22 protein-coding genes and 2 pseudogenes are annotated in these 24596 nt (G+C 62.4%); 11 read left to right on the top strand and 13 right to left on the bottom strand.

Features of this window, described 5'->3' with window-relative positions:
* From OZ428_RS12085 to OZ428_RS12065, 5 genes are all read left to right on the top strand, one after another.
* Window positions 1-876 (top strand): SMP-30/gluconolactonase/LRE family protein, encoded by an 876-nt coding sequence (locus tag OZ428_RS12085; protein WP_269133481.1) that lies wholly within the window; start codon window positions 1-3, stop codon window positions 874-876.
* Between the two features lie 51 nt (window positions 877-927).
* A complete protein-coding gene (locus tag OZ428_RS12080) occupies window positions 928-1890 on the top strand; it encodes a TRAP transporter substrate-binding protein (RefSeq protein ID WP_033902007.1) in 963 nt (320 codons plus the stop codon).
* Window positions 1891-1954: 64 nt separating this feature from the next.
* The gene (locus OZ428_RS12075; RefSeq protein WP_177114558.1) at window positions 1955-2482 is read left to right on the top strand and encodes a TRAP transporter small permease; all 528 of its coding nucleotides are present in this window, start codon (window positions 1955-1957) and stop codon (window positions 2480-2482) included.
* Between the two features lies 1 nt (window position 2483).
* Window positions 2484-3764: a TRAP transporter large permease gene (locus tag OZ428_RS12070; protein WP_033902005.1), complete on the top strand. Its 1281-nt coding sequence runs from the start codon at window positions 2484-2486 to the stop codon at window positions 3762-3764.
* Entirely contained in the window at window positions 3764-4642 is an 879-nt protein-coding gene (locus tag OZ428_RS12065; protein WP_269133480.1) for an aldose 1-epimerase, read from the top strand. The genes OZ428_RS12070 and OZ428_RS12065 overlap by 1 nt, the downstream gene beginning before the upstream one ends.
* On the opposite strand, the gene OZ428_RS12060 is transcribed toward OZ428_RS12065, so the two are convergent.
* The 4 genes from OZ428_RS12060 to OZ428_RS12045 form a co-directional block, all read right to left on the bottom strand.
* Window positions 4622-5767 (bottom strand): HlyD family secretion protein, encoded by a 1146-nt coding sequence (locus OZ428_RS12060; RefSeq protein ID WP_016979501.1) that lies wholly within the window; start codon window positions 5765-5767, stop codon window positions 4622-4624. The two genes, OZ428_RS12065 and OZ428_RS12060, sit on opposite strands and share 21 nt — an antisense overlap.
* Entirely contained in the window at window positions 5764-7410 is a 1647-nt protein-coding gene (locus OZ428_RS12055) for an MFS transporter (RefSeq protein WP_269133479.1), read from the bottom strand. Before OZ428_RS12055 ends, OZ428_RS12060 begins: the two co-directional genes overlap by 4 nt.
* An 882-nt stretch (window positions 7411-8292) precedes the next feature.
* Window positions 8293-9756, bottom strand: a complete 1464-nt coding sequence (locus tag OZ428_RS12050) for a DASS family sodium-coupled anion symporter (protein WP_269133478.1) — start codon at window positions 9754-9756, stop codon at window positions 8293-8295.
* 184 nt (window positions 9757-9940) lie between these two features.
* The gene (locus OZ428_RS12045) at window positions 9941-10759 is read right to left on the bottom strand and encodes a shikimate 5-dehydrogenase (RefSeq protein WP_269133477.1); all 819 of its coding nucleotides are present in this window, start codon (window positions 10757-10759) and stop codon (window positions 9941-9943) included.
* 156 nt (window positions 10760-10915) lie between these two features.
* On the opposite strand from OZ428_RS12045, the gene OZ428_RS12040 reads away from it, so the two are divergent.
* The 3 genes from OZ428_RS12040 (at window position 10916) to OZ428_RS12030 (ending at window position 11987) form a co-directional block, all read left to right on the top strand.
* Complete coding sequence (locus OZ428_RS12040; RefSeq protein WP_016980060.1) at window positions 10916-11290, top strand: hypothetical protein; 375 nt, start codon at window positions 10916-10918, stop codon at window positions 11288-11290.
* Between the two features lie 228 nt (window positions 11291-11518).
* On the top strand, window positions 11519-11713 hold the full coding sequence (locus OZ428_RS12035; RefSeq protein WP_033899765.1) for a hypothetical protein: 195 nt from the start codon (window positions 11519-11521) through the stop codon (window positions 11711-11713).
* A 91-nt stretch (window positions 11714-11804) separates the two neighbouring features.
* Entirely contained in the window at window positions 11805-11987 is a 183-nt protein-coding gene (locus tag OZ428_RS12030) for a hypothetical protein (protein ID WP_033899763.1), read from the top strand.
* A 3-nt stretch (window positions 11988-11990) separates the two neighbouring features.
* Here OZ428_RS12030 and OZ428_RS12025 read toward each other — a convergent pair whose 3' ends face one another.
* The 3 genes from OZ428_RS12025 to OZ428_RS12015 form a co-directional block, all read right to left on the bottom strand.
* The gene (locus OZ428_RS12025) at window positions 11991-13058 is read right to left on the bottom strand and encodes an AI-2E family transporter (protein WP_269133476.1); all 1068 of its coding nucleotides are present in this window, start codon (window positions 13056-13058) and stop codon (window positions 11991-11993) included.
* Between the two features lie 103 nt (window positions 13059-13161).
* Window positions 13162-14370, bottom strand: a complete 1209-nt coding sequence (locus tag OZ428_RS12020; RefSeq protein ID WP_269133475.1) for a cytochrome c biogenesis protein DipZ — start codon at window positions 14368-14370, stop codon at window positions 13162-13164.
* A gap of 26 nt (window positions 14371-14396) precedes the next feature.
* The gene (locus tag OZ428_RS12015) at window positions 14397-14660 is read right to left on the bottom strand and encodes a DUF2790 domain-containing protein (protein ID WP_269133474.1); all 264 of its coding nucleotides are present in this window, start codon (window positions 14658-14660) and stop codon (window positions 14397-14399) included.
* Between the two features lie 224 nt (window positions 14661-14884).
* On the opposite strand from OZ428_RS12015, the gene trhP reads away from it, so the two are divergent.
* The gene (gene trhP, locus OZ428_RS12010; protein ID WP_269133473.1) at window positions 14885-16198 is read left to right on the top strand and encodes a prephenate-dependent tRNA uridine(34) hydroxylase TrhP; all 1314 of its coding nucleotides are present in this window, start codon (window positions 14885-14887) and stop codon (window positions 16196-16198) included.
* On the opposite strand, the gene OZ428_RS12005 is transcribed toward trhP, so the two are convergent.
* From OZ428_RS12005 to OZ428_RS11985, 6 genes and pseudogenes are all read right to left on the bottom strand, one after another.
* Window positions 16195-17397: a pyridoxal phosphate-dependent aminotransferase gene (locus OZ428_RS12005; protein ID WP_269133472.1), complete on the bottom strand. Its 1203-nt coding sequence runs from the start codon at window positions 17395-17397 to the stop codon at window positions 16195-16197. The two genes, trhP and OZ428_RS12005, sit on opposite strands and share 4 nt — an antisense overlap.
* Complete coding sequence (locus OZ428_RS12000; protein ID WP_269133471.1) at window positions 17394-18053, bottom strand: RraA family protein; 660 nt, start codon at window positions 18051-18053, stop codon at window positions 17394-17396. Before OZ428_RS12000 ends, OZ428_RS12005 begins: the two co-directional genes overlap by 4 nt.
* Entirely contained in the window at window positions 18050-18718 is a 669-nt protein-coding gene (locus OZ428_RS11995) for an RraA family protein (protein WP_269133470.1), read from the bottom strand. Before OZ428_RS11995 ends, OZ428_RS12000 begins: the two co-directional genes overlap by 4 nt.
* 102 nt (window positions 18719-18820) lie before the next feature.
* On the bottom strand, window positions 18821-19576 hold the full coding sequence (locus OZ428_RS34665) for a methyl-accepting chemotaxis protein (protein WP_426127952.1): 756 nt from the start codon (window positions 19574-19576) through the stop codon (window positions 18821-18823).
* 102 nt (window positions 19577-19678) lie between these two features.
* Window positions 19679-20500: pseudogene (locus OZ428_RS34660) on the bottom strand (cache domain-containing protein); the annotation flags it as partial.
* 220 nt (window positions 20501-20720) lie between these two features.
* Entirely contained in the window at window positions 20721-22040 is a 1320-nt protein-coding gene (locus OZ428_RS11985; protein ID WP_269134171.1) for a Na+/H+ antiporter family protein, read from the bottom strand.
* Between the two features lie 384 nt (window positions 22041-22424).
* Here OZ428_RS11985 and OZ428_RS34655 point away from each other — a divergent pair.
* Together OZ428_RS34655 and OZ428_RS34650 are read left to right on the top strand one after the other, a co-directional pair.
* A pseudogene (locus OZ428_RS34655) lies at window positions 22425-23714 on the top strand (HAMP domain-containing protein); the annotation flags it as partial.
* Window positions 23715-23816: 102 nt separating this feature from the next.
* Window positions 23817-24572, top strand: a complete 756-nt coding sequence (locus OZ428_RS34650) for a methyl-accepting chemotaxis protein (RefSeq protein ID WP_420492067.1) — start codon at window positions 23817-23819, stop codon at window positions 24570-24572.
* The last annotated feature ends 24 nt before the right edge of the window (window positions 24573-24596 follow it).

Below are 24596 nucleotides of genomic sequence, written 5' to 3'. Positions count from 1 at the left end.
ATGACCGCTGAATTGATCGTCGATGCCCGCAATGCCGTCGGCGAATGCCCGGTGTGGGTGCCCGAGGAAAACGCCCTTTATTGGGTGGATATTCCCAACGGTGGCCTGCAACGCTGGAGCGCGGCCAGCGGCCACGTGGCGGCCTGGACCGCTCCGCAGATGCTTGCCTGCATCGCGCGCACCGAGGCGGGCAACTGGGTCGCCGGCATGGAAACCGGGTTCTTCCAGCTCACCCCGCACAACGACGGCAGCCTGGATACCACGCCGCTGGCGGCTGTTGAGCACCCCCGCCAGGACATGCGCCTGAACGACGGCCGCTGTGATCGCCAGGGCCGTTTCTGGGCCGGCAGCATGGTGCTGGACATGGGCTTGAACGCGGCAGAAGGCACCCTGTATCGCTACACATCCGGTGCGCCGCCCCATGCTCAGCTGGACGGCTTCATCACCTTGAACGGCCTGGCGTTCAGCCCCGATGGCCGCACGATGTATGCCTCCGATTCCCACCCGCTGGTGCAGCAGATCTGGGCCTTCGACTACGACATCGACACCGGCACGCCGTCCAACCGCCGCGTGTTCGTGGACATGCACAAGCACCTCGGCCGCCCCGACGGCGCCGCCGTGGATGCCGATGGCTGCTACTGGATCTGTGCCAACGACGCCGGGTTGATCCATCGCTTCACCCCGGACGGGCGCCTCGACCGTTCCCTCACCGTACCGGTGAAAAAACCCACCATGTGCGCCTTTGGCGGCAGTCGCCTGGACACCCTGTTCGTCACCTCGATTCGCGATGACCAGAGTCAACAGTCACTGTCCGGCGGCGTGTTCGCCCTCAACCCCGGCGTTGTCGGATTGCCGGAGCCCACCTTTACCCTCTAGCTGCATCGCTGTGCCTTGAATACAACAATAACAAGACAGGAATGAAACCCCATGGACTTCAAACGCACCTTGCTCGCCGCTGCATTCGTCACCCTCAGCAGCGCCGCCCACGCGCTGGAAATCAAATTCGCCGACATCCACCCCGCCGGCTACCCCACCGTTGTGGCCGAAGAGAACATGGGCAAGGCCCTGACCAAAGAAAGCAACGGCGAGCTGACCTTCAAGTACTTCCCCGGCGGGGTCCTCGGCTCCGAGAAAGAAGTGGTCGAACAGGCGCAAGTCGGTGCCATCCAGATGACCCGCGTCAGCCTGGGGATCGTCGGCCCGGTGGTGCCGGACGTGAACGTGTTCAACCTGCCGTTCGTGTTCCGCGACCAGGCGCACATGCGTAAGGTCATCGACGGCGAGATCGGCGACGAGATCCTCGCCAAGATCACCAACTCCGAATTCGGCCTGGTCGCCCTGGCCTGGATGGATGGCGGCACGCGCAACCTCTACACCAAGAAGCCGGTGCGCAAGATCGAAGACCTCAAGGGCATGAAAATCCGCGTACAAGGCAACCCCTTGTTCATCGAAGCCTTCAATGAAATGGGGGCCAACGGCATCGCCATGGACACCGGCGAGATCTTCAGTGCCCTGCAGACCGGCGTCATCGACGGCGCGGAAAACAACCCGCCGACCCTGTTGGAACACAACCATTTCCAGAACGCCAAGTACTACACCCTCACCGAACACCTGATTTTGCCCGAGCCCATCGTGATGTCGAAAATCACCTGGAACAAACTCACCCCCGCGCAACAGGACATGGTGAAAAAAGCCGCCAAGGCCGCCCAGGCTGACGAGCGCGTGTTATGGGACGCCAAGTCCGCCAGCAGCGAAACCAAGCTCAAGGCCGCCGGTGTCGAGTTCATCACTGTCGACAAAAAACCCTTCTATGACGCCACCGCGCCGGTTCGCGCCAAGTACGGTGCGGCCTACGCCGACATCATCCAGCGTATCGACGCCGTTCAGTAACGCCCTCCTTCTCTAGCAAGGCCCGGCGCGGTCGGCATCGACGCGCCCGGTTACGGTGAACGCCATGAAGAATTTACTGCTGCGCATCAACGACCGCATCTACATGACCTGCATCTGGGTCGCCGGCCTCTCGGTACTGGGGGTCGCGCTGATCATCCCCTGGGGCATCTTCGCCCGCTATGTCCTCGGCACCGGTTCGAGTTGGCCGGAGCCTACCGCCATCCTGCTGATGCTGGTATTCACCTTTATCGGCGCCGCTGCCAGTTATCGCGCCGGTGCGCATATGTCGGTAGCGATGATCACCGACCGCTTGCCCCCCACCCAACGCCGCGTCGTCGGCATCGTTTCCCAGCTATTGATGGCAACCATCTGCCTGTTCATGACGATCTGGGGCACCAAGCTGTGCCTGTCCACCTGGAACCAGTTCATGAGTGCCATCCCCACCCTGCGCGTCGGTATCACTTATATGCCTATCCCGATTGGCGGGCTGCTGACCCTGGTTTTTGTGCTGGAAAAACTCTTGCTCGGTGACCAGAGCAACCGTCGGGTCGTGCGCTTCGACCTGGTTGAAGAAAGCGAAGGGGCTGCCTGATATGGACGCATTGATTCTGTTGGGCAGCTTTATCGCCTTGATCCTGATCGGCATGCCCGTGGCCTATGCCCTGGGGTTGTCGGCACTGATCGGCGCGTGGTGGATCGACATCCCGTTCCAGGCCCTGATGATCCAGGTGGCCGGCGGGGTGAACAAGTTTTCGCTGATGGCGATTCCGTTCTTTGTATTGGCCGGCGCGATCATGGCCGAGGGCGGCATGTCACGGCGGCTGGTGGCGTTTGCCGGCGTGCTGGTGGGTTTCGTGCGCGGTGGCCTGTCGTTGGTAAACATCATGGCCTCGACGTTTTTCGGCGCAATCTCCGGCTCGTCGGTGGCGGACACGGCCTCGGTCGGCTCGGTGCTCATCCCGGAAATGGAACGCCGTGGCTACCCGCGTGAGTTCGCCACGGCGGTGACCGTCAGTGGTTCGGTGCAGGCACTGCTGACCCCGCCCAGCCATAACTCGGTGCTTTACTCCCTGGCGGCCGGTGGTACGGTGTCGATTGCCTCGTTGTTCATGGCCGGCGTGGTACCGGGCTTGCTGATGAGCGCGTGCCTGATGGTGTTGTGCCTGATCTTCGCGAAAAAACGCAATTACCCCAAGGGTGAAGTCATCCCACTCAAGCAGGCGCTGAAAATCTGCGCCGATGCGCTCTGGGGCCTGATGGCCATGGTGATCATCCTGGGCGGCATCCTCTCGGGGATTTTCACCGCCACCGAATCCGCCGCGATTGCCGTGTTGTGGGCGTTCTTCGTGACCATGTTCATCTACCGCGACTACAAATGGAGTGAGCTGCCCAAGCTGATGCATCGCACGGTGCGCACCATTTCCATCGTGATGATCCTGATCGCCTTCGCTGCCAGCTTCGGCTACATCATGACCCTGATGCAGATCCCGGCGAAGATCACCACGATGTTCCTGACCCTGTCGGACAACCGCTATGTGATCCTGATGTGCATCAACGCCATGCTGCTGTTGCTCGGTACGGTGATGGACATGGCGCCGCTGATCTTGATCCTCACGCCGATCCTGCTGCCGGTGGTACTGGGTATCGGCGTCGACCCGGTGCACTTTGGCATGATCATGCTGGTCAACCTCGGGATCGGCCTGATCACGCCGCCCGTGGGTGCGGTGCTGTTCGTGGGGGCGGCGGTGGGCAAGGTCAGCATCGAGAAAACCGTAAAGGCGCTGCTGCCGTTCTATGGCGTGCTGTTCCTCGTACTGATGGCCGTGACCTACATTCCGGCGCTGTCGTTGTGGCTGCCAAGCGTGGTGCTCTGATGCTGATTGAACTGCAAGACAACCTGACCCAACTCACCCTCGCGCCAGCCACGGGAGGCAGCATTGTCAACTGGACGGTGCGCGCCACCGGCCAGCCGTTGTTGCGGCCCAGCGATGCCCACGCGATCAGCACCGGGTTGCCAGGCAAGCTGGGCTGCTATCCCCTGGCGCCCTGGTCCAACCGGATTGCCGAAGGGGGTTTCGACAACCCCGACGGTTGGCTGGCGCTGGCGCCCAATAGCTTGACCGACCCGCTACCGATTCACGGCTCTGCCTGGCAACAGGCGTGGCAGGTAGTCAGCCAAGCGACGGATGAAGTGGTCCTGGAAATGACGTGCGACACACCGTTCGCCTATCGCGCCGAGCAGCGGTTTCGCCTGGAAAACGGTGAGCTGAGCATCACGTTGCGGGTGACCCACCTGGCGGACAGACCTGCGTGGCATGGGTTGGGATTGCATCCCTATCTGCCGCGCACAGCGGGTACACGGTTGCAGGCCAAGGCGTCGCAGGTGTGGATGAGCGACGCCTCCAAGCTGCCTACGGAGCTGGCGTCGGTGCCCACCGCTTGGGATTTCCAGCCGTTGAAAAGCCTGCCGGAAGGCCTGGTCGACAACGGTTTTTGCGACTGGGACGGCCATTGCCTGATCGAGCAGCCAGAGCTGGGCTACACGCTGGAGTGCCAGGCCACGGGGAGTGATTACTTCCTGCTGTACTGCCCGCCGGGGCTGGGGTTCTTTTGTATCGAGCCGGTGAGTCATCCGGTGAATGCCCATCATCTGCCAGGGCGGCCTGGGCTGAAGCTGTTGGAGCAAGGCCAGTCAGTAGAGCTGGCCTTTACCCTCAACTATCAGCCCCTCTCAGGGCGGGCTGTTCTTTAATCGCCCCGCCGTATCAATACTGACCACCACCGACAACCCAGGCCGCAACCGCTCGCTCTCAGCCTGGTCCGGGTCCACCATGATCCGCACCGGCACGCGCTGGGCGATCTTGACGAAGTTGCCGGTGGCATTGTCCGCCTGCAACAGGCTGAACTCCGAGCCGGTGGCCGGGGAAATATGCTGCACCGTGCCATGGAATTTGCGGTGGTTCAGCGCGTCCACCGTGAAGGTCACCGGCTGGCCGACCTGCACGTTGTCCATCTGGGTTTCCTTCATGTTGGCGATCACCCACAACTGCGGCGGCACCAGTGCCATCAACTGCGCGCCGGAGTTAACGTAGGCCCCGAGCCGCACGCCGATCTGCCCGAGCTGACCATCGCGGGGCGCCGTGATGCGGGTGTTGGACAGGTCGATACGCGCCAACTCCACCGCCGCCTCGGCACTGGCCACGGCCGCCTCCAGGGAGCCACGGTTGACGATCACCGTCTGCAGGTCTTGGCGGGCGATTTCCAGGCTGGCCTGGGCTTGCGCGACGGCGGCGAGGGTCTGCGCGTTGGCGGCGCGAGTCACGTCCAGCTCGCGCTTGGACACCGAGCCATCGCTGATCAACTCCTCATTGCGGCGCAAATCGGCGGTGCTCTTGCGTGCCTGCGCCTGGCTGTCCACCAAGGCGGCCTGGCGCAGCTTGATGGTGGCTTCGGCGCTGTTGCGCTGTTGCACCACATTCGCCAACGACGCCTTCTGCACCGCCAGTTGCGCCAGTGCCTGGTCCAGGCGCTGCTTGTAGATGCGGTCGTCGAGGCGCACCAGCAGGTCGCCGGCCTTCACGTGCTGGAAGTCCTGCACCGGCACTTCGAACACATAGCCGCTGAGCTGCGGCCCGATGATCGTGACCTGCCCGCGCACCAGCGCATTTTCGGTGGTTTCCACCGCGCTGCTGAACGGCGGCAATTGCCAGGCGTAAAGCACAATCAGCACGCCGACGATAGCAATCGCGGCAAAGCCCAGGGACGAGATGATCCGCACCCGTAATGGGCGCAGCTCGGTGGGCACCGCGCCGGGTGGCGTGCTGCCTTCCGGGGTGGACGCGATGGCGGTAGTGGTGGTGGTTGAAGGTTCGGTCATGAAGGTGCGCCGCTGGGTTGAACGGGAGTGGCTGCTGCTCGGGTGGTGCTCATCAGCCACAGACTGCGGATAAAGATCCAGATCATGGTGAGTATCGCGATGATCGCGATCAACATGAAGACATCGTTGTAGGCCATCACGTTCGCCTCACGGGTCGCCGCCGTGGCCAGGCTGCGAATGCCCATCAGGTTGCGCAGCTCGGGGTCGGCGACAATGCCGCCATAGGCCGAACCGCCGCTCTGCACCCGCGCGGCCACACGCGGGTCGAGCAGGGTCAGGTGTTCGACGATCATGCTGGAGTGATACTTCTCGCGCACGATCTGGAACGTGCCCAGCAACGCCGCGCCAATCAGGCCGCCGAGGTTCTGGCAAATCCCGAACATCACCGAAAAACTCACCAGGTTACGCGGGTTGGCCAGCACGTTCTTGGTGCCCAACACCATGGTCGGGCCGAGGAAGAACGTGCCGCCGAAGCCTAGCAGGAACTGGCTGATGTACAGGTTCTGTGGGCGGGTGAGGTTGCTGGAAAAACTGTCCATCACCGAGCCGGTGGCCATCAGCGCCAGGGAAATCACCAGCGGCATCAACAGGTGCGCCGGGTTGATAGTCAACGCACTGACCACCAGCCCGGCAATCGCCCCGGCGAGCATCACCACGTACAGGGTGTGCATCTGCTGGTAGCTCATGTTCAACATCTGCATGAACCCCACCGCGCCGGTGGACTGCTCCGACAGCACCATGCGAATCAGGATCACCGCCAACGCCAGGCGGATCATCACGCCACTGCCCAGCCAACGGGTCATCAACATCGGGTTGGCGCGGTTATGCTCGATGGCCAGGCCGGCCATGATCAGCACCAGGGAACAGGCCGAGGCAATCCCGATCCAGGGCGCTTCCAGCCACCAGTCGATGCGGCCCAGGGACAACACCGCGCAGAGCAAGGCGACGCCGGTGGCGAGGATGGCGAAGGTGAGGAAGTCGAGTTTTTCAAAGGTTTTGAAGCGGTCGCCAGGCGGAAGTTTGAGCAGGAACACGCAACCCAGGCAGATCAACGCCATGCCCAGCTCGAACAGGTACAGGCCGCGCCACTCGGCGATTTGCAGCAAGTCTTCGGAAAACAGGCGTGCCAAGGGTAAAGCCAGTTGCGCGGTGCCCAAGCCCAGTACCAGCGCCTTCAAGCGCCACTTGGCTGGGAACGCCTGGATCATGTAGTACAAGCCCAGCGAACTCAGCGCCGCGCCGACCATCCCGTGGGCTGCGCGCACGGCGATGGCTGAGCTGAGGTCGTTGACGAACAAGTGGCCGAAGGTGACCAGCGCGTACATCACCAGGAACACTTCGGTGAAGGCGCGTAGGCCGAACTGTTGGCGGAACTTCACCAGCAGCAGGTTCATGCAGACGTTGGTCATGACATAGGCGGCGGGCAGCCAGGCCATTTCGGCGGTGGTCGCGCCGAGGGCGCCTTGCAGGTATTGCAGGTTGGCGATGACCAACGCATTACCAAGGCCCCCGGTGATTGCCACCAGCACGCCGACCATTGCGAACAGCCAACGCTTGTGCGTGGGGTGCAGCGGGGTGGACGGTGAACCTGGGAGGCTTGGGCGCTCATGGGGTTCCCAGGTGTGGGGGGTGTATTTGTTCATTCCGTGACCTAGATGAGCCGACCCGGGGAGCCGGTGAAAGCATACTCAGAGAGTAGTAAACCTGAGGGGAGTTCATCTTGTCATGTGGGGGTTGGGTTTGTGGTGTACATATCCGTTGCTGCGGTAACGGCTGATATTGGTTCCGCTCTTACAGCGGCTCACTTTTGAAGAGCGCAAAAGTAAGCAAAACGCTCTTGCCCCAACACTCGGTACCTCGCCTAGGCTCGGTATGCCCGTAATCCGACAGTGATTTGGGGGGCCGCCGCCACGCGCCATCCATGGCGCGGGGCGGCTAAACCGGCATCCCTGCCGGTTTACCCCCCAAATCCCTGCCGAATTCCGGCCAGCGTGTTTGACGGGGCGCCTAAGATCAAAATCAAAAACAGAGCCAGAGCCAGAGCCAGAGCCAGAGCCAGAGCAGATTGATGTCTACCTGAGATCTAAATTGTGGGAGCGGGCTTGCTCGCGAAAGCGGTGGATCAGTCAAAGATGTAATAGCTGACACCCCGCCTTCGCGAGCAAGCCCGCTCCCACATTTGGACCGAGACCGGCTTCCAGAGACCGGTCGGCTACTAGGCCGCCGCGCTTTTGCTTTTGATCTGAGGCGCCCCGTCAAACACGCTGGCCGAACGCAGGCTTGAATCCGTGGGTAACCCGGCAGGACGCCGGGTTAGTCGCGCTGGGCCAAGGATGGCCCATCGCGGCGGCCCACGGATTCAAGCCGGAGTGAGGGAACACCGAGCCTAGGCGAGGTGCCGAGTGTTGGGGCGGAGCGTTTTTGGTTACTTTTTGCGCTCTTCAAAAAGTGACCCGCTGTAAGAGCGGAACCATAAGCAGCCGTCACCCAAATAACGGATATACACCCAACTCAACCCAACCCAATCAAACCCACCCCAACCAACTCCAGTAAGTCACCGCAAACACCAACATCAACAAATAACCAACCAGCGTCACCAAAACCCCCACCTTGGCAAACTGCCGCGCCGTAAACGTCCCAGTCCCCAGACACACCATATTCTGCGGCGCATTGATCGGCAGAATAAACCCATAACTCATCACAAACCCCAACAGCATCGTCATCCCCAGCCGACTGAACTCCCCCGGCAACGTCTGCAACACCGCAATCAAAATCGGCAGCAGCGCCGAGGTCAACGCCGTCGCACTGGCAAACCCCAAATGAATCACAATCAAAAACGCCCCTAGAATCGCAAACACCCCCAGCGGCCCCACCTGATCCAACCCCGTGTGCGCCACCACCGCAGCCCCCAACCACTGCCCCGCCTGGGTGGTCAACAGCGCCGTGCCCAGGCTGATGCCCACCCCGAACACAATCACCGTGCCCCACGGGATCCGCGACTGCACATCCTTCCAGGTCATCACGCCGATACCCGGCAGCAACAGCAACACCAACCCCGCGTACGTGGTCGAGGTGGTGTCAAAACTGTGCAAACGCCCTTCCGTGGCCCAGGCCAGCAGCAACATCACCGACACCGTCAACAGGCGCTTCTGCGGCCCGGTCATCGGCCCGATATCTACCAGCGATTGCGCCACCGCCTCCTTGCCACCGGGAATGCTGTCGGTCTCCGGCGGCAGCAATTTAAGCACCAGGAACAGCAACACCGCCGACATGATCAACGCCCACGGCGCCCCCGCGATCAGCCAGTCGATCCACGACACGCGCTGGCCAAGCATCTTGTCCATGAAGCCAACGGTCAGCAGGTTCTGCGCAGCGGCGGTCTGGATGCCGACATTCCAGATGCTGGTGCCCTGGGCCACCACGATCATGATGCCGGCGGCGATGTTCGAGCGTTTGTCCACGCCGAACGCAGCGATCACGCCCATCATGATCGGCACCACGCAAGCACTGCGCGCCGTGGCGCTGGGCACCACCAGGCTGAGCAAAATAGTCACCGCAATCGCCCCCAGCAGGATGCGTCGGGTGCTGGTGCCGACGCGGCTCAGGGTGACCAGGGCGATACGCCGGTCCAGGCCGGTGTGGGTCATGGCGGCGGCGATAAACAATGCGCCCGCCACCAGCGCCAGCGCCGGGTTGGAGAAGCCGGTCAGCGCCATGCTGATGGCCGGGCTGCTGCCGATCAAATGGGTAGGGTCTTGCAGCGACGGCGCCGTGCCGAGCAGAAAGGCCATCAGCGACGTGATCATGATCGCGCTGGCTTCGTACGACACCGCTTCGGTGATCCACACCACCACGGCAAACGCGAGGATCGCCAGCATGCGGTGCCCGGCCACCGGCAAGTCGGCGGGCAGCGGCAACAGCAGCACGCCGGCCATCACCAGCACGGCGACCACCAGGCCCAGGGGTAATTTATAGGATGCCGCGCTCATCGGGTGCTCCAAGGCTCTAGATCAAGCCTTGAGCATGGGGCAAAACCATCTGGGACCTGTTGACCTAGGCCAATAACTGACTCAACACCGCCCGCACTTTGCCAGGGTCAGTTCCGGCGCCATGCCCTGCAAGGCCAGCAACGCGTCGGCCGGGAGCCTTACGCTCCTCGGGTACCGTGAGGCGTCAGGCACGGGCAAACGCCACGGCTTTCTCAAACTGCTCCGGGGTCGGACGCACGCCGGTGTAGAGCACGAACTGCTCCAGGGCCTGGATGGCAATCACTTCCAACCCGGTGATCACCCTTTTGCCCTTGGTACGACCACGTAGGATAAGTGGTGTTTCGGCGGGGATCGCTACTACATCGAACACAGTCTCGGCAGCATCCACCGCTTCAGCGTCGAATGCCAACGCATCTGCCTCAGCCCCGCCGGTCATGCCAATGGGCGTCACGTTGATCAGCATTTGCGGGCGCAGGTCACCCAATTCAGCCAGCCACTCATACCCCAGGTTTTGCGCCAATGCCCGGCCTGCGGTTTCGTTGCGCGCCACAATCACGCCATTGGCGTAGCCACCATCGCGCAAGGCGCTGGCCACGGCTTTGGCCATGCCGCCGCTGCCGCGCAGGGCGAAGGTCGAGTCCTGCGGCACCGCGTGCTTTTTCAGCAGTTGCTCGATGGCGATGTAGTCGGTGTTGTAGGCCTTGAGGTACCCGTCGGTGTTGACGATGGTGTTCAGCGAGTCGATGGCTTGAACCGAATCGTCGAGTTCGTCCACTAAGGCAATGGCAGCCTCTTTGAACGGCATGGACACCCCGCAACCACGGACGCCCAGCGCGCGGATACCACCGATCGCGCCGGGCAAATCCTGGCTGCTGAAGGCCTTATAGTAGAAGTTCAGACCCAACTGCTCGTACAGGTGGTTATGAAACCGCAGGCCGAAATTCCCGGGGCGCGCCGACAGAGACATGCACAGTTGGGTGTCCTTGTTGGGGTGCATCTGCATGGGTAACTCCTTTGAGTAAGCAATTGGGTACAGACCTTACACAACCTTTACCTAGCGGCTGTGCTGTTTTTCAGAAATACGTTGTCTTAAAAGTATCCCCGCGACATTACTTGAGTCTATTGATTGCAGACCACAAGCGCTGGGGCTAACCGAGGAATGACCATGATTCGTACAATCCCCAAGATCGCCTTGCTGGTTGGCGCACTCGCGATGGCAGGCCAAGCCTCCGCCCACGGTGGTGGTTGGGGTGGCCCGGCCGTATTGGGTGCTTTAGTCGGCGCAGCCGTCGTGGGCTCCGTGGTTGCCAGCCAGCCACGTGAGGTCTACGTGCAGCAACCGGTATATGTGCAACCGCAGCCGGTGTATGCCGCGCCGCCGCCGGTCTACTACGCACCGCCGCCACCGGTGTATGTGCAGCAGCAGGTGTATTACCGTCCGGCGCCGGTGTATTACGGCCCACCGCGTGGCTATTACGGTCCACCACGCGGTTACTACGGCCCTCCCCACGGCTACTACGGTCGCGGCTGGTAATCGGATCGTCTGACAAAACAGGCCTCGCAGCGTTGCGGGGCCTTTTTTTGCCTGCAAAGTCCGGATTCAGGGGGTCAAGGTCGTTCTGGGGACAATGCCCGGCGCGCAATCGCACATCATCGACACCAATGTCTACTTGCCCGAACAGGCCTTGCGCTGTCATGTTTGTGTCACGACATACTTCCACTATCGATCCTGTCCACCCAATAACAACAAGGACGACTGACCATGCCCACGCAAAACCCGCACCGCACCGCTGGCCTTTGTACGTCCAGCAAGGTCTATAGCGCCCTCACCGAGCTCAAGCACCTGGAAGGCCACCGCAGCGCCAAGTTTCTCGCGCTGCTGGCGGAAAACCTGGTGCGCAAGGGTCTGCTCAGTGAGCAGGAAGTGGTGCACATGCTCGATCAAGTGGTGGACTGACGCCTCGCGTCGATGTCGACTATCGAGACAGGTGATTTTTCCTGCATCACCCCGCCCCGTAAAGTGACCACCATAGCGATTGGAGGTCCTTATGCACACTGTTCAAATCATGTCCGTCATCGGCAGCGCCGTTCCCGCCCCTCTGCGCAAGCTGGGTCTGCTTGCCTGCTGGTACCTGGTACGCGATGGCGAAACCATCAGCGGCCCGCTGACATCCCTGTCCGACGCTGAGAAACAGCTGCAACACGCCTCGAATTTCAGGCTCCACGCCTGAGGTTCAGGGTAATGGCAACTTGACTCGCGGCTTGCTCTCCACGAACAACGCCCAACTGGACATGAACAACGCCGCCACCAACGGCCCGATCACAAAGCCGTTCAAGCCAAACACCGATAAACCGCCCAGGGTCGAGATCAGGATCAGGTAATCCGGCATCTTGGTGTCCTTGCCCACCAGGATCGGACGCAGCACGTTGTCCACCAGGCCGATCACAAACACGCCAAACAGCGCCAGCACCACGCCTTGCCAGATGGCGCCGCTCAACAGGAAGTAGGCGGCCACCGGCCCCCACACAATCCCCGCGCCCACCGCCGGCAACAGCGACAGAAACGCCATCAGTACCGCCCAGAGCAATGCACTGGGAATATCCAGGAACCAGAAGATAAGCCCGCCGAGCGCACCCTGTGTCACGGCCACCAGCACATTGCCCTTGACCGTGGCCCGCACCACACGATTGAACTTGAGTTGTAACCGGCGCTTCTGCGGCTCGGCCAACGGCACCGCCGTGCGCACCTTGCGCACCAGCTCCGGGCCGTCGCGCAGCAGGAAATACAGCAGGTACAGCATGATGAAAAAGCTCACCAGGAAATCAAACGTGCCCTGGCCGAAGCTGAACGCCTGGGTGGCAAAGAACTGGCTGCCCTGCATCGCACTCTTGACGATCTTCTCGCGCAAGCCTTCCAGGTTGCCCATGCCGAAGCGGTCCAGCAGGTGCTGGAAGTACGGCGGCAACACATTCTTGAACTGCTCGATATACCCCGCCACGTCCAGCTTGCCGCTTTCGATGTTCTTGTAGAGCGTCGCGCCTTCCTGCACCAACAAGGCACTGGTGATGATCACCGGCAGGATCGCGATGATCAGGCAAGCACTCAATGTGGCCAGGGAAGTGAGGTTGCGGTTCCAGCCAAAGCGCTGTTGCAGGCGCCGCTGCATCGGCGCAAAGATGATGCCGAGGATCACCGCCCAGAACACCGCGCCATAGAACGGTAGCAGTATCCAGATAAACGCGATGGTCACCAGGGCAAGCAATAACAGCAAGGTCTTGAATTGCAGGTTGGTTTGATTCATGTCCGGTCCATGTCAGAAAAGCAACGGGCCCATGTAGGCCCTGTTGCTTAGTCCGCAGCGAAACCTGGGAGTGCCCTCGGTTATCGAACAAGCATAGACCGCCTCACTGAATCCCCTTCGCCTCCTTCAACAGTGTCTGGATCATCTGCTCCTGGGCGTCATAACGACCTTCGCCAAAATGGGTGTAGCGCACCTGCCCCTTGGCGTCGACCAGGTAATGGGCGGGCCAGTACTGGTTGTCGAAGTTGCGCCAGATCGCGTAGTTGTTGTCGATGGCCACCGGATAGGTGATGCCTAGCTTGCGCACCTGGTCCTTGACGTTGCCGATAATGCGCTCATAACCGTATTCCGGGGTGTGCACGCCGATCACCACCAGGCCGTCCTTCTCATAGGTCTTTGCCCATTGCTTCACGTAGGGCAACGTGTGCTGGCAGTTGATGCAGTCGTAGGTCCAGAAATCCACCAGCACCACCTTGCCTTTCAAGGATTCGCGGGTGAGTTCGGGTGAGTTGAGCCACTCGACCGCGCCGGCCAGCGACGGCATGGCACCCTTGGCATTGTCCCGCGCCGGGTCGGCCTTGACCTTGCTCACCACGTAATCCAGCACTTTGGGAACGGCTTCCAGCACGCCTTGCTCCAGGCTGCTGACGCCTTCGGACGAAGTACCGGCCAGCAGGGTTTTGTCGGCGCCAGTGGAAATCACCACCGCCGCCGCCAGTACCGCCACGCCGGCCCCACGGCGCAGCCAACCGGTCACCGGAATGGAGGCCTTGAGTCGATTGACCAGGCCACGCCCGGCAAAAATCAGCGCGCCAAGGGACAACGCGCTACCCAGGCCGTAGGCCACCAGCAACAGGCTGGTCTGCGCATTGGCACCTTGCAGCATCGCGCTGGTCAGGATCACTCCCAGGATCGGCCCGGCGCACGGCGCCCACAGCAGGCCTGTGGCGACGCCGATCATCACCGACTTCAGCGGGCCGGACAGCGTGCGGCTGTCAGGATCGATACGGTTGCCCAACAACACCAAGGGGCGTGCCAGCCAGCCACCGACCCGCGCCGAGATCAGCGACAGCGCAAACAGCCCCATCACGATCAGCGCCACGTGGCGGCCGGTGTTATTGGCCTGTATCACCCATTCCGTGCTGACCACCGCCAGGCTGGACACCAGCGCGAAGGTCAGGACCATGCCGCCGAGCGTCAGTAGGATCGACCGGCGGGACCGGTCTACGCCGGCGAACAGAAACGGCACCACCGGCAGGATACAAGGGCTGAGGACGGTCAGGATGCCGCCCAGGAATGCGATCAGTAGCATGACGTTCACCTTATGGCTGGAAGGACTCAGTTATCACCGACGCAACCGTCGCCGAACTTGAGGTAATCCAGCACCTGGGTCTTGTCGTGGGAGTCCAGGTAGGTCATGCGCGCATTCACCACGCCGCAGGTGGGCTTGGAGTCCTGGCTCATCGACAACACTTGCTTGATGTCCAGGTGAGTGCCGTAGTGGTAGGTCTGAGCGGTAACGGCGGCTTCGGCACGGGCCGACAAGGTGCAGATGTTCAGGGCGGCAAACAGGCAGGCGGCGTAGATGGCTTTGGTGTTCATGGTGGTTGGCTCCAGGTTCTCAGGGTGGGAGGCGGTGTGCCTCGTTGGAATCAATTAAAAGCCCCTGAGGTATCGCGCCTGTGTCGGAAAACCGCGCGGATAAATCGATACGTATCCACAGCCCACTCCGATACACAGCGATACAAAAAGCCCAAAGGACGACCTGGATCAATAAACCGCCCTCGCCGCTCGGCTACCTTCGCGACCTTTTGCGACCCGTGCCCATGCCTCCGATCCTCGCCCCCGAACTGCTCGCCCCCGCCGGCACCCTGAAAAACATGCGCTACGCCTTTGCCTACGGCGCCGATGCAGTCTACGCCGGCCAGCCACGCTACAGCCTGCGGGTGCGCAATAACGAGTTCGATCACGCCAACCTGGCCCTTGGCATCCAGGAAGCCCACGCCCTGGGCAAGCGCTTTTATGTGGTGGTGAACATCGCGCCGCACAACGCCAAGCTCAAAACCTTCCTCAAGGACCTGGCGCCGGTGATCGCCATGGGCCCGGACGCGCTGATCATGTCCGACCCTGGGCTGATCATGCTGGTGCGCCGGCATTTCCCCCAGATGCCGATCCATCTGTCGGTGCAAGCCAACACGGTGAACTGGGCCAGCGTGGAGTTCTGGCAACAGCAAGGGATCTGTCGGGTGATCCTGTCGCGGGAGTTGTCGCTGGAAGAGATCGACGAGATCCGCCAGCAGGTGCCGGCCATGGAGCTGGAAGTGTTTGTGCACGGTGCGTTGTGCATGGCCTATTCCGGGCGTTGCCTGCTCTCGGGCTACATGAACAAGCGCGACGCCAACCAGGGCACCTGCACCAATGCCTGTCGCTGGAAGTACCAGGCCACCCCGGCGGTGGAAAACGCCACGGGGGATATCGTCCAGCAATATCAGCCTACCCTGGGCATTGGCGCGCCCACCGATCAGGTGTTCCTGCTTCAGGAAGCCAACCGCCCCGATGAACAGATGCCCGCCTTCGAAGACGAACACGGCACCTACATCATGAACGCCAAGGACCTGCGCGCCGTGCAGCACGTAGAGCGCCTGACCCGGATGGGTGTGCACTCACTGAAGATCGAAGGCCGCACCAAGTCGCACTTCTACTGCGCGCGCACCACCCAGGTGTATCGCCAGGCCATCGATGATGCGGTGGCCGGTCGCGCCTTCGACCGCACCCTGATGACCGACCTTGAATCCCTGGCCCAGCGCGGCTACACCGAAGGTTTCCTGCGCCGCCATGTGCACGATGAATACCAGAACTACCAGAACGGCAGCTCCGTGTCAGAGCGCCAGCAGTTCGTTGGCGAGCTGACCGGCGAACGCCGGGGCGAGCTGGCCGAGGTCAAGGTGAAAAACCGTTTTGCCGTGGGCAATCACCTGGAATTGATGACCCCTGCCGGCAACTTCCACTTCGACCTGGCCACCTTGCACAACGCCAAAGGCGACGCCATCGACGTCGCGCCGGGGGACGGGCACACCGTGTATGTGCCGCTCCCGGCACAGATGGACCTGCGCTTTGGCTTGCTGATGCGCGACCTCTAACGCGTCGCCGCGCAGAACCGGTGGATCGCCGCGCACGCCTGGCGCAACGAATCGTCATCCAGGGCATAGGCGATGCGCAGGTACGGCGCCAGGCCGAAGGCGCTGCCGTGCACCACGGCCACGTTGGCTTCGTCGAGCAAGGCGTGGGCGACGTCCTCGTCCGTCTCAAGCAACCTGCCGGCGGCCGAGGTGCGCCCCAGTAGGCCAGCGCAAGAGGCAAAGGCGTAGAACGCGCCGCTCGGGCTGATGCATGCCAAGCCAGGCGTGGCGTTGAGCAAGGACACGACCAGGTCGCGGCGCCTCTGGAAGACCGCCCTTGATTGGCGGATAAAGTCCTGTGGCCCGTTCAAGGCAGCAATGGCAGCGTGCTGGGAAATCGCGCTGGCCCCCGAGGTCTGCTGGCCCTGGAGTTTTTCCATGGCCTCCAGCAGCCAGCGCGGGCCGGTGGCGAAGCCGATGCGCCAGCCGGTCATGGCGTAGGCCTTGGAGACGCCGTTCATGGTCAGCACCCGAGGCGCCAAACGCGGCTCGACCTGGGCCAAGGTGTGGAACGCCTGGCCGTCGAACAGCAGGTGCTCGTAGATGTCATCCGCCAGCACCAGCACATGGGGATGCTTGAGCAACACGTCGGCCAGCGCCTGCAATTGCGGGCGACTGTAGACGGCGCCCGTCGGGTTGGACGGTGAATTGAGGATCAGCCAGCGGGTGCTGGGGTTGATCGCCTGGTCGAGCGCGGCCGAGGTCAGTTTGAAGCCGTCCTCGGCGTTGCACGGCACAATCTTCGACGTGCCGCCACACAGCTCGACCATTTCCGGATAACTGACCCAGTACGGCGCGGGCACGATCACTTCGTCGCCTTCGTTGAGGGTGGCGGCGAGTGCGTTGTAGATCACATGCTTGCCGCCGTTGCTGACGAGGGTGTCTTGCCAAGTCACGTCCAGGCCGTTTTCGCGACGGAATTTCTCCGCCACCGCTTCGCGCAGGGCGCGCACGCCAGCGACCTGGGTGTAGCGCGTATGGCCATTGCGGATCGCTTCGATGCCGGCCTGGCGAATGTGCTCCGGCGTATCGAAATCCGGCTCGCCAGCGCACAACGAAATGATGGTTGCGCCTTCGGCCCGGCGCGCGGCGACGCGGTCGACGATGCGGTAGGTGGCGGACGGTTGCGCCTGGGCCAGGCGCTTGTTCAGGGTATTCATGAGCCCTTCCTCTGCAAGGTGTGATAACCCAGGGATTCACGGGCCTGCTTCAGCGTCTTGCCCGCCTCGATCTGTGCGCGGATCTGCGATTCCACCGCTTCGATCTGCCGTGCCACCTGCGCGACCTCAGCGGCACGGGCGCGGGGCACCACCAGTACGCCATTGGCATCGGCCACTACGATGTCCCGGGCGCACACGCGGGTTTCGCTGATCGCCACCGGCTGGTTCACCGACAGCACCTCGACGCGGTCCTTGCCGGTGCGCATGTAGCGACCGCGGGTGAACAACGGGTAGCCATCGCCCAGGGCTTTGCTGACGTCACGGCACACGCCGTCGATCACCGTGGCGGCTATCCCGCGCGTGCCGGCGTACTGGGTCATGATGTCGCCCCACACCGTGCAATCGGTGCGCCCGGCGTTGGCGATGACCACCACATCCCCTGGCAGCACGTCCTCGATGAAGTCACCCACCGAGCCCGGTGGCGTGTTGGCCGGCACGTATTGCACGGTAAACGCCGGGCCCACGACGGTGCCACTGTAGTTATCCAACGGCGCGATGCCCAGGCATTGGCCGGGGATGCCCAGCTTGTCCATGGCATCCGAGACGCCAGGGGTGTCCAGCCCTTCGAACAGGGCCACCAACTGTTGATCGTTCATCGGGCAGACTCCACGCGGATGGCTTCGAATTGGCTGTCGTGCATCACGTCGGCGACCGAGCGGCCGCTGCGCACGGCGTCGACCATGCCGGCTTCACGGGCAGCGATGCGCTCGCCCAGGTCGAGCACTTGCTCGATCACCGCAGCCGGGATAAACACCGTGCCGCAGCGGTCGGCGATCACGAAGTCATCTTCCGAGACGTCAACACCACCGACGTTGAGGGTGACACCGGAATCCACCTGCACCACACGGTTACGCGCGCTGATCATGGTCACGCCACGGCCGTACACTGGATAACCAATGGACGCGCTGCCGTCGATATCACGGCTGAAACCGTCGATCACCGAACCCCGGATATGTTTGGCGACCGCAGCGTTGGCGATGATGTCGCCCCAGCAGGAAATGCCATCGATCCCGCCGGCAATCACCAGCACGCGGTCATCGGTGGTAATCGCGTCGATCACCGGGGAGATCAGGTGCGCGGTGGGCGCGTCATCGGTCTTGGGGGCCAGCTTGACCGTGCTGGCGCGGCCGACCACTTTGGGACAGTCCCACAGCGGCCGGATGCCGACCACCGCGCCCGGCAGTTGCAGGAAATCCAGTGCGTCGGAAACCGTGTTGGTATCGAGTTCAGCCAGGCGCTGAAGCGGGTCGACAAGTGACATGAGATGAGCCCCTGTTGTGGTTGGGGCTCAAGTCTCACTGAGGGGCGGTGATCGGTATATTCGTATTAACGTTAGGCAAACATACGCTTTACCTATGAAAGATCAGATGCGGAACTGGCCGACCAACTGCCCCAGGCGCTGGCCCAGATCCGCCAGGCTACGGGACGTCTGGGCGCCCAGTTGGGTCTCATCGGCCACGCTGTCCACCGCCACGGCAATCTGATGCACGCTGCGGTTGATCTCTTCGGCCACGGCGGTCTGCTCCTCGGCGGCGCTGGCAATCTGGGCGTTCATCGAATTGATGGTGCCGATCAACTGGGCCATGGTGTCCAGAGACGCCCCGGCTTCGTTGGCCTGGGCCGAGGTGCCGTCGCCGGCATCGCTGGAACGGCGCATGGCCTCCACCGCCGCCTCGGTGCCTTTTTGCAGGCGGTCGATCATGCCCTGGATTTCCTGGGTGCTGGTCTGGGTGCGACTGGCCAGGGCGCGCACTTCATCGGCGACGACCGCAAAACCACGCCCGGCCTCCCCTGCCCGCGCCGCTTCGATGGCGGCGTTGAGCGCCAGCAAGTTGGTTTGTTCAGCGATGGAGCGGATCACGCTGAGCACACTGACGATGGAGGACACGTCCTGCTGCAGGCTGTCGAGGGACACACCGCTGTTACGGATGTCGCTCACCAACGCATGGATCTGCGCAATGCTGCCATCTACCACACGCTTGGCGGCCTGGCCTTCGGCGTCGGTCTGCTGGGCCGCGACCGAGGCACCTTGGGCACTGCGCGCCACTTCTTGCGCAGCGGATGACATCTCATTGATCGCGGTGGCGACCTGATCAGTCTCATGGCGCTGGCGTTCCATGGCTTGTTCGGAGCGCTGGGCCTGATCGGAGACCTGGCTGACCAGGCCGGTGAGCTGGCTGGTCATCTCGGTGATCTGGCGCACCAGCCCGTGGATCTTGTCGACAAACCGGTTGAACGCGCCCGCCAGGTCGCCCAGCTCGTCCTGACTGGTGATGGCCAGGCGGCGGGTCAAGTCACCTTCGCCGGCGGCGATGTCGTCGAGGTTGGCTTTCATCAAGTGCAGCGGACGCAGGATGGTATTGGCCAGCAGCATGCCGACGGCCGCGATCACCAACAGCACCACCACCGCCACGCCGAGAATGCTCAGCAGCACGCCCTCCATGCGTTTCTGCACCTTGGCTTCGACCACCGCCACCTGGGCTTCAATGCCGTCCAGGTTCACCGAGGTGCCGATGACCATGTCCCATTTCGGCAGGTATTCGGTGTAGCCAAGCTTGGGCACCAGTTCGGTCTGGCCCGGCTGGGTCGAGCTGTATTGCAGGTAGTGGGTGCCGTCCTTGCCGACCTTGACCAGGTCGCGATTGACGTACACACCATTGGGGTCGCGGTTGTCCTTGAAGCTCTTGCCCACGCCGTCGGGGCTGTTGCCCTTGAACAGGCGGATGGTCTCGGAGTCGTAGCCGAAGAAGTAGCCGTCCTTGCCGTAACTGGTGTTCGACAGGAGCTTGACCACTTGGGCGCGGGCGGCGGTATCGCCGGGGGCCGCCGCGTCGTAGAGCGGCTTGACGGTGGTCATGGCCACTTCGACATAACTTTGCAGCGTGGCCTTGGCGTCGTTGAGCAGGCGCTGGCGGGTTTCATCCACCTCATTGCGCGCCTGCCCCTGAAGGATCCACACGGTGGTCAGGCTGATGACCACGGCAAACAGCAACACCGGCACTACGGCGAGGGACAGGACTTTGGCCTTGAGGCTCAGACGCATGGCTTTTCTCTCTCTTATTAGTGGCGACTGGAGAGGTTAACGGCCGCAGAGGATGTTTCTGTAGGGAGCGGGTTTGTTGTGGTGAGCGGGCTTGCCCCGCGCTGGGCGGCGAAGCCGCCCTAATCCAGTCACTGCGATGTATCAGAAAAACCGAGGTGCCTGGATTTGGGGCGGCTTCGCCACCCGGCGCGGGGCAAGCCCGCTCACCACAGTTTTGCGGTCAGAGCGTCATCGCCGCCAGCCAGCCAAACGCCAGCAACGGGATGTTGTAGTGCAGGAACGTCGGCACCACCGTGTCCCAGATATGGTGATGCTGACCGTCGACATTCAGGCCGGAAGTCGGGCCGAGGGTGGAGTCCGAAGCGGGCGAACCGGCATCACCCAGCGCACCGGCCGTGCCGACGATGCACACGATGGCCACCGGGCTGAAGCCCAGTTGCACGCACAGCGGTACAAAGATCGCGGCCAGGATCGGCACCGTGGAGAACGACGAACCGATGCCCATGGTCACCAGCAGGCCCACCAGCAACATCAGCAACGCGCCGACGCCACGGTTATGGCCGATGAACGCCGCCGAGGTTTCCACCAGCGAGCGCACGTCGCCCGTGGCCTTGAGTACTTCGGCAAAGCCTGACGAGGCGATCATGATGAAGCCGATCATCGCCATCATCTTCATGCCTTCGGTGAACAGGTCGTCGGTGTCGCGCCAGCGCACGATGCCCGACACCGAGAAGATCAGGAAGCCGGCCAGGGCGCCGATGATCATCGAGTCCAGCCACAGCTGAATGATGAACGCCGAGGCAATCGCCAGGCCGGCCACCAGCAGGGTCAGCGGGTTGTATTGCACCGCCACTTGCTCGACGCGCTCGATTTTTTCCAGGTCGTACACGCGTTTTTTGCGGTAGCTGATAAACACCGCCACCAGCAGGCCCACCACCATGCCCAGCGCCGGCAGGCTCATGGCGTGGGTGACATTGACCTGGCTGATGTCCACGCCGCTCTTGGCCACGTTGGCCAGCAGGATCTGGTTGAGGAAGATATTGCCAAAGCCCACCGGCAGGAACATGTAGGGCGTGATCAGGCCGAAGGTCATCACGCAGGCGATCAAACGGCGGTCCAGTTGCAGCTTGGTCAGCACGTACAGCAGCGGCGGCACCAGCAACGGAATGAACGCGATGTGAATCGGCAGAATATTCTGCGAGGCAATCGCCACCACCCACAGCAGGCCGATCAGCAGCCATTTGACGTGGCTGCCGCCGGTTGCTTCCTGGCGGTCCACCAGCAGCAGCGCCTTGTCAGCCAAGGCGTGGGCCAGGCCGGATTTGGCAATCGCCACGGCGAAAGCGCCGAGCAAGGCGTAGGACAATGCCACGGTTGCACCACCGCCCAAGCCGCCGTTGAAGGCTTTGAGCGTGGCGTCGATGCCCAGGCCACCGGTCAAGCCACCCACCAGGGCGCCGACGATGATGGCGATGACCACATGCACGCGGGACAAACTGAGCACCAGCATGGTGCCGACCGCGGCAATGACTGCGTTAATCATGGTTACCTCAAGCAGAAAAACAAAAAAACAGGCATGCCCGCGCCCAGGCGGCCATGGGGTGGCAGCCAGCGTGCAGGCTGAAGGAGGTCTTATTAGAGGGCGCGCACTTTGCCGGACGCAGGTTCACATGTCAAAAAACGGACCTTTGTAGTGAGCAGCTTTCTGTGGTGAGCGAGCTTGCTCGCGCTGGAGTGCGTAGCGCTCCCGCCCTTTTTGGGGCCGCTGCGCAGCCCAGCGCGAGCAAGCTCGCTCACCACAGAAGCTCGCTCACCACAGAAACGCCCTCTCCACAAAAGCAGGTTTAAATTGATTGTTTGAATAAAGAAAACTCCAAAACCGCCGATATAGAGCCTCTATGTGTTTTCAGGTAAGGATGTACCGATGTCGCTTAGACAGCTCTCCATTCAATGGAAAATCACCCTGCTCGCCGGCCTCTGCCTGCTGGGAATCGTGACCCTGCTGGTGGGTCTGTCGTTGTATCGCATGGAGCAGAGTTCGCAGCAGGTCAAGGCGTCCAGCATGCAGATGCTGGATGAAGCCGCACAGGCGCGCATCGAGGCCCAAGGCGAAGTGCAGGCATTGGGCATTCGACGCCAGTTCATGGACGCCTATCAATACGGTCACGGTTTTTCCCGCCAGGTGCTGTTCTTGCGTGAGCAGGCCGAGAAGCGTTTTCTCGATGCCTTCGACACTCGCGAAGACCTGACTCGCCAGGTCAAGGCCGCGTTGCAGGCCAACCCGGATTTGCTCGGCCTGTCCCTGGTGTTCGAAGCCAATGCCCTGGACGGCAAGGATGAGCTGTTCGCCGGCCAGGCCGAGCTGGGCAGTAACGACAAAGGTCGCTTCGCCCTGTACTGGTCGCAGCCGACACCCGGCAAGCTGGAGTCGATGGCGTTGCCGGAAAGCGACATGTCCGACACAAGCGTCGGCCCCAGCGGTGAAAAGGCCAACGCCTGGTTCACCTGCCCACGCAGCACGCTCAAGCCGTGCGTGATCGAGCCGTATTTCTACAGGATCAACGGGCAAAACGTGCTGATGACCAGCATCGTGTTCCCGTTGATGGTCAACGGCAAAGTCATCGCCTCGCTGTCGGTGGACATCAACCTCAACAGCCTGCAGGCCGTGAGCCAACAGGCCAGCCAGAAGCTGTACGACGGCCAGACCCAAGTCAGCATCCTCAGCCCTACCGGTTTGCTCGCCGGCTACAGCCCGGACGCGAGCAAGCTCAGCCAGCGCCTGGACCAGGTCGATACCGCCAACGGTGCGCAATTGATCAGCGCCCTGGCCAGCAGCACGCAAATCCGTAGCCTGCGCACCGACCACCAACTGAAGGTACTGGCACCGTTCGCGCCAATCCCGGACGGCAAGTCCTGGGGCGTGTTGCTGGATGTGCCGGAGAAAGTCCTGGTCGGCCCGGCTGAAGCGCTGAAAGCACAGATGGACGCCGATAACACCCGCGGCACCTTACTGGAACTGGGCCTTGGCCTGCTGGCTGCGGTGGTCGGCTTGATCCTGGTGTGGTTGATGGCCCGCAGCGTGACCCGCCCGATCCTCGGCGTGGCCCGCATGCTCGAAGACATCGCCAGCGGCGAAGGCGACCTGACCCGGCGCCTGGCCTACGACAAACAGGACGAGCTGGGCCAACTGGCCGGCTGGTTCAACCGCTTCCTCGACAAGCTGCAACCGATCATTGCCGAGGTGAAACGCTCGGTGCAGGACGCCCGTGGCACCGCCGATCAATCCGCTGCGATTGCCACTGAAACCAGCGCCGGCATGGAACAGCAGTATCGCCAGGTCGACCAGGTAGCCACCGCGTCCCATGAAATGAGCGCCACTGCCCAGGACGTGGCGCGCAGCGCTGCCCAGGCCGCACAAGCCGCCCGCGACGCCGACCAGGCCACCCGTGATGGCCTGAAGGTGATCGACCGCACCACGCGCAATATCGGCGAGTTGGCGGCCGACATGAGCACGGCCATGACCCAGGTCGAAGGCCTGGCCGCCAACAGCGAAAAAATCGGTTCGGTGCTTGAAGTGATTCGCGGCATTGCCGAACAGACCAACCTGCTGGCCCTCAATGCTGCCATCGAAGCCGCCCGCGCGGGTGAGGCCGGCCGTGGCTTTGCGGTGGTGGCCGACGAAGTACGCAACCTGGCGCAGCGCACCCAGGAATCGGTGGAAGAAACCCGCCTGGTCATCGAACACCTGCAAAGCGGCACCGAAGAGGTGGTCGGCTCCATGGGCAACAGCTATCGCCAGGCCCAGGGCAGCGTCGAGCAGGTGGGGCAAGCCGTGACGGCCCTGCGCCAGATTGGCGATGCCGTGACGGTGATCAGCGACATGAACCTGCAGATCGCCAGCGCCGCCGAAGAGCAAAGCGCCGTGGCCGAGGAGATCAACAGCAACGTGGCAACCATTCGCGATGTGACCGAGTCGCTGTCGGAGCAGGCGAATGAATCGGCACGGGTGAGCCAGGCGTTGAACAGCCTGGCGAATCAGCAGCAGGGGTTGATGGATCAGTTCAGGGTGTGATCAGCCCCTTGCCGAAGCGACAGG

Source organism: Pseudomonas sp. GXZC (assembly GCF_026967615.1).
Taxonomy (GTDB): Bacteria; Pseudomonadota; Gammaproteobacteria; order Pseudomonadales; family Pseudomonadaceae; genus Aquipseudomonas; species Aquipseudomonas azotoformans_A.
The sequence above is the reverse complement of the archived record's forward strand: the minus strand, read 5'-3'. Positions and strand labels throughout refer to the sequence as shown.

Coding starts and splice junctions, on each gene's coding strand:
- OZ428_RS12085 (WP_269133481.1), top strand. CDS start 1: ATGACCGCTGAATTGATCGTCGATGCCCGCAATGCCGTCGGCGAATGC.
- OZ428_RS12080 (WP_033902007.1), top strand. CDS start 928: ATGGACTTCAAACGCACCTTGCTCGCCGCTGCATTCGTCACCCTCAGC.
- OZ428_RS12075 (WP_177114558.1), top strand. CDS start 1,955: ATGAAGAATTTACTGCTGCGCATCAACGACCGCATCTACATGACCTGC.
- OZ428_RS12070 (WP_033902005.1), top strand. CDS start 2,484: ATGGACGCATTGATTCTGTTGGGCAGCTTTATCGCCTTGATCCTGATC.
- OZ428_RS12065 (WP_269133480.1), top strand. CDS start 3,764: ATGCTGATTGAACTGCAAGACAACCTGACCCAACTCACCCTCGCGCCA.
- OZ428_RS12060 (WP_016979501.1), bottom strand. CDS start 5,767: ATGACCGAACCTTCAACCACCACCACTACCGCCATCGCGTCCACCCCG.
- OZ428_RS12055 (WP_269133479.1), bottom strand. CDS start 7,410: ATGAACAAATACACCCCCCACACCTGGGAACCCCATGAGCGCCCAAGC.
- OZ428_RS12050 (WP_269133478.1), bottom strand. CDS start 9,756: ATGAGCGCGGCATCCTATAAATTACCCCTGGGCCTGGTGGTCGCCGTG.
- OZ428_RS12045 (WP_269133477.1), bottom strand. CDS start 10,759: ATGCAGATGCACCCCAACAAGGACACCCAACTGTGCATGTCTCTGTCG.
- OZ428_RS12040 (WP_016980060.1), top strand. CDS start 10,916: ATGACCATGATTCGTACAATCCCCAAGATCGCCTTGCTGGTTGGCGCA.
- OZ428_RS12035 (WP_033899765.1), top strand. CDS start 11,519: ATGCCCACGCAAAACCCGCACCGCACCGCTGGCCTTTGTACGTCCAGC.
- OZ428_RS12030 (WP_033899763.1), top strand. CDS start 11,805: ATGCACACTGTTCAAATCATGTCCGTCATCGGCAGCGCCGTTCCCGCC.
- OZ428_RS12025 (WP_269133476.1), bottom strand. CDS start 13,058: ATGAATCAAACCAACCTGCAATTCAAGACCTTGCTGTTATTGCTTGCC.
- OZ428_RS12020 (WP_269133475.1), bottom strand. CDS start 14,370: ATGCTACTGATCGCATTCCTGGGCGGCATCCTGACCGTCCTCAGCCCT.
- OZ428_RS12015 (WP_269133474.1), bottom strand. CDS start 14,660: ATGAACACCAAAGCCATCTACGCCGCCTGCCTGTTTGCCGCCCTGAAC.
- trhP (WP_269133473.1), top strand. CDS start 14,885: ATGCCTCCGATCCTCGCCCCCGAACTGCTCGCCCCCGCCGGCACCCTG.
- OZ428_RS12005 (WP_269133472.1), bottom strand. CDS start 17,397: ATGAATACCCTGAACAAGCGCCTGGCCCAGGCGCAACCGTCCGCCACC.
- OZ428_RS12000 (WP_269133471.1), bottom strand. CDS start 18,053: ATGAACGATCAACAGTTGGTGGCCCTGTTCGAAGGGCTGGACACCCCT.
- OZ428_RS11995 (WP_269133470.1), bottom strand. CDS start 18,718: ATGTCACTTGTCGACCCGCTTCAGCGCCTGGCTGAACTCGATACCAAC.
- OZ428_RS34665 (WP_426127952.1), bottom strand. CDS start 19,576: ATGGAACGCCAGCGCCATGAGACTGATCAGGTCGCCACCGCGATCAAT.
- OZ428_RS34650 (WP_420492067.1), top strand. CDS start 23,817: ATGGAACAGCAGTATCGCCAGGTCGACCAGGTAGCCACCGCGTCCCAT.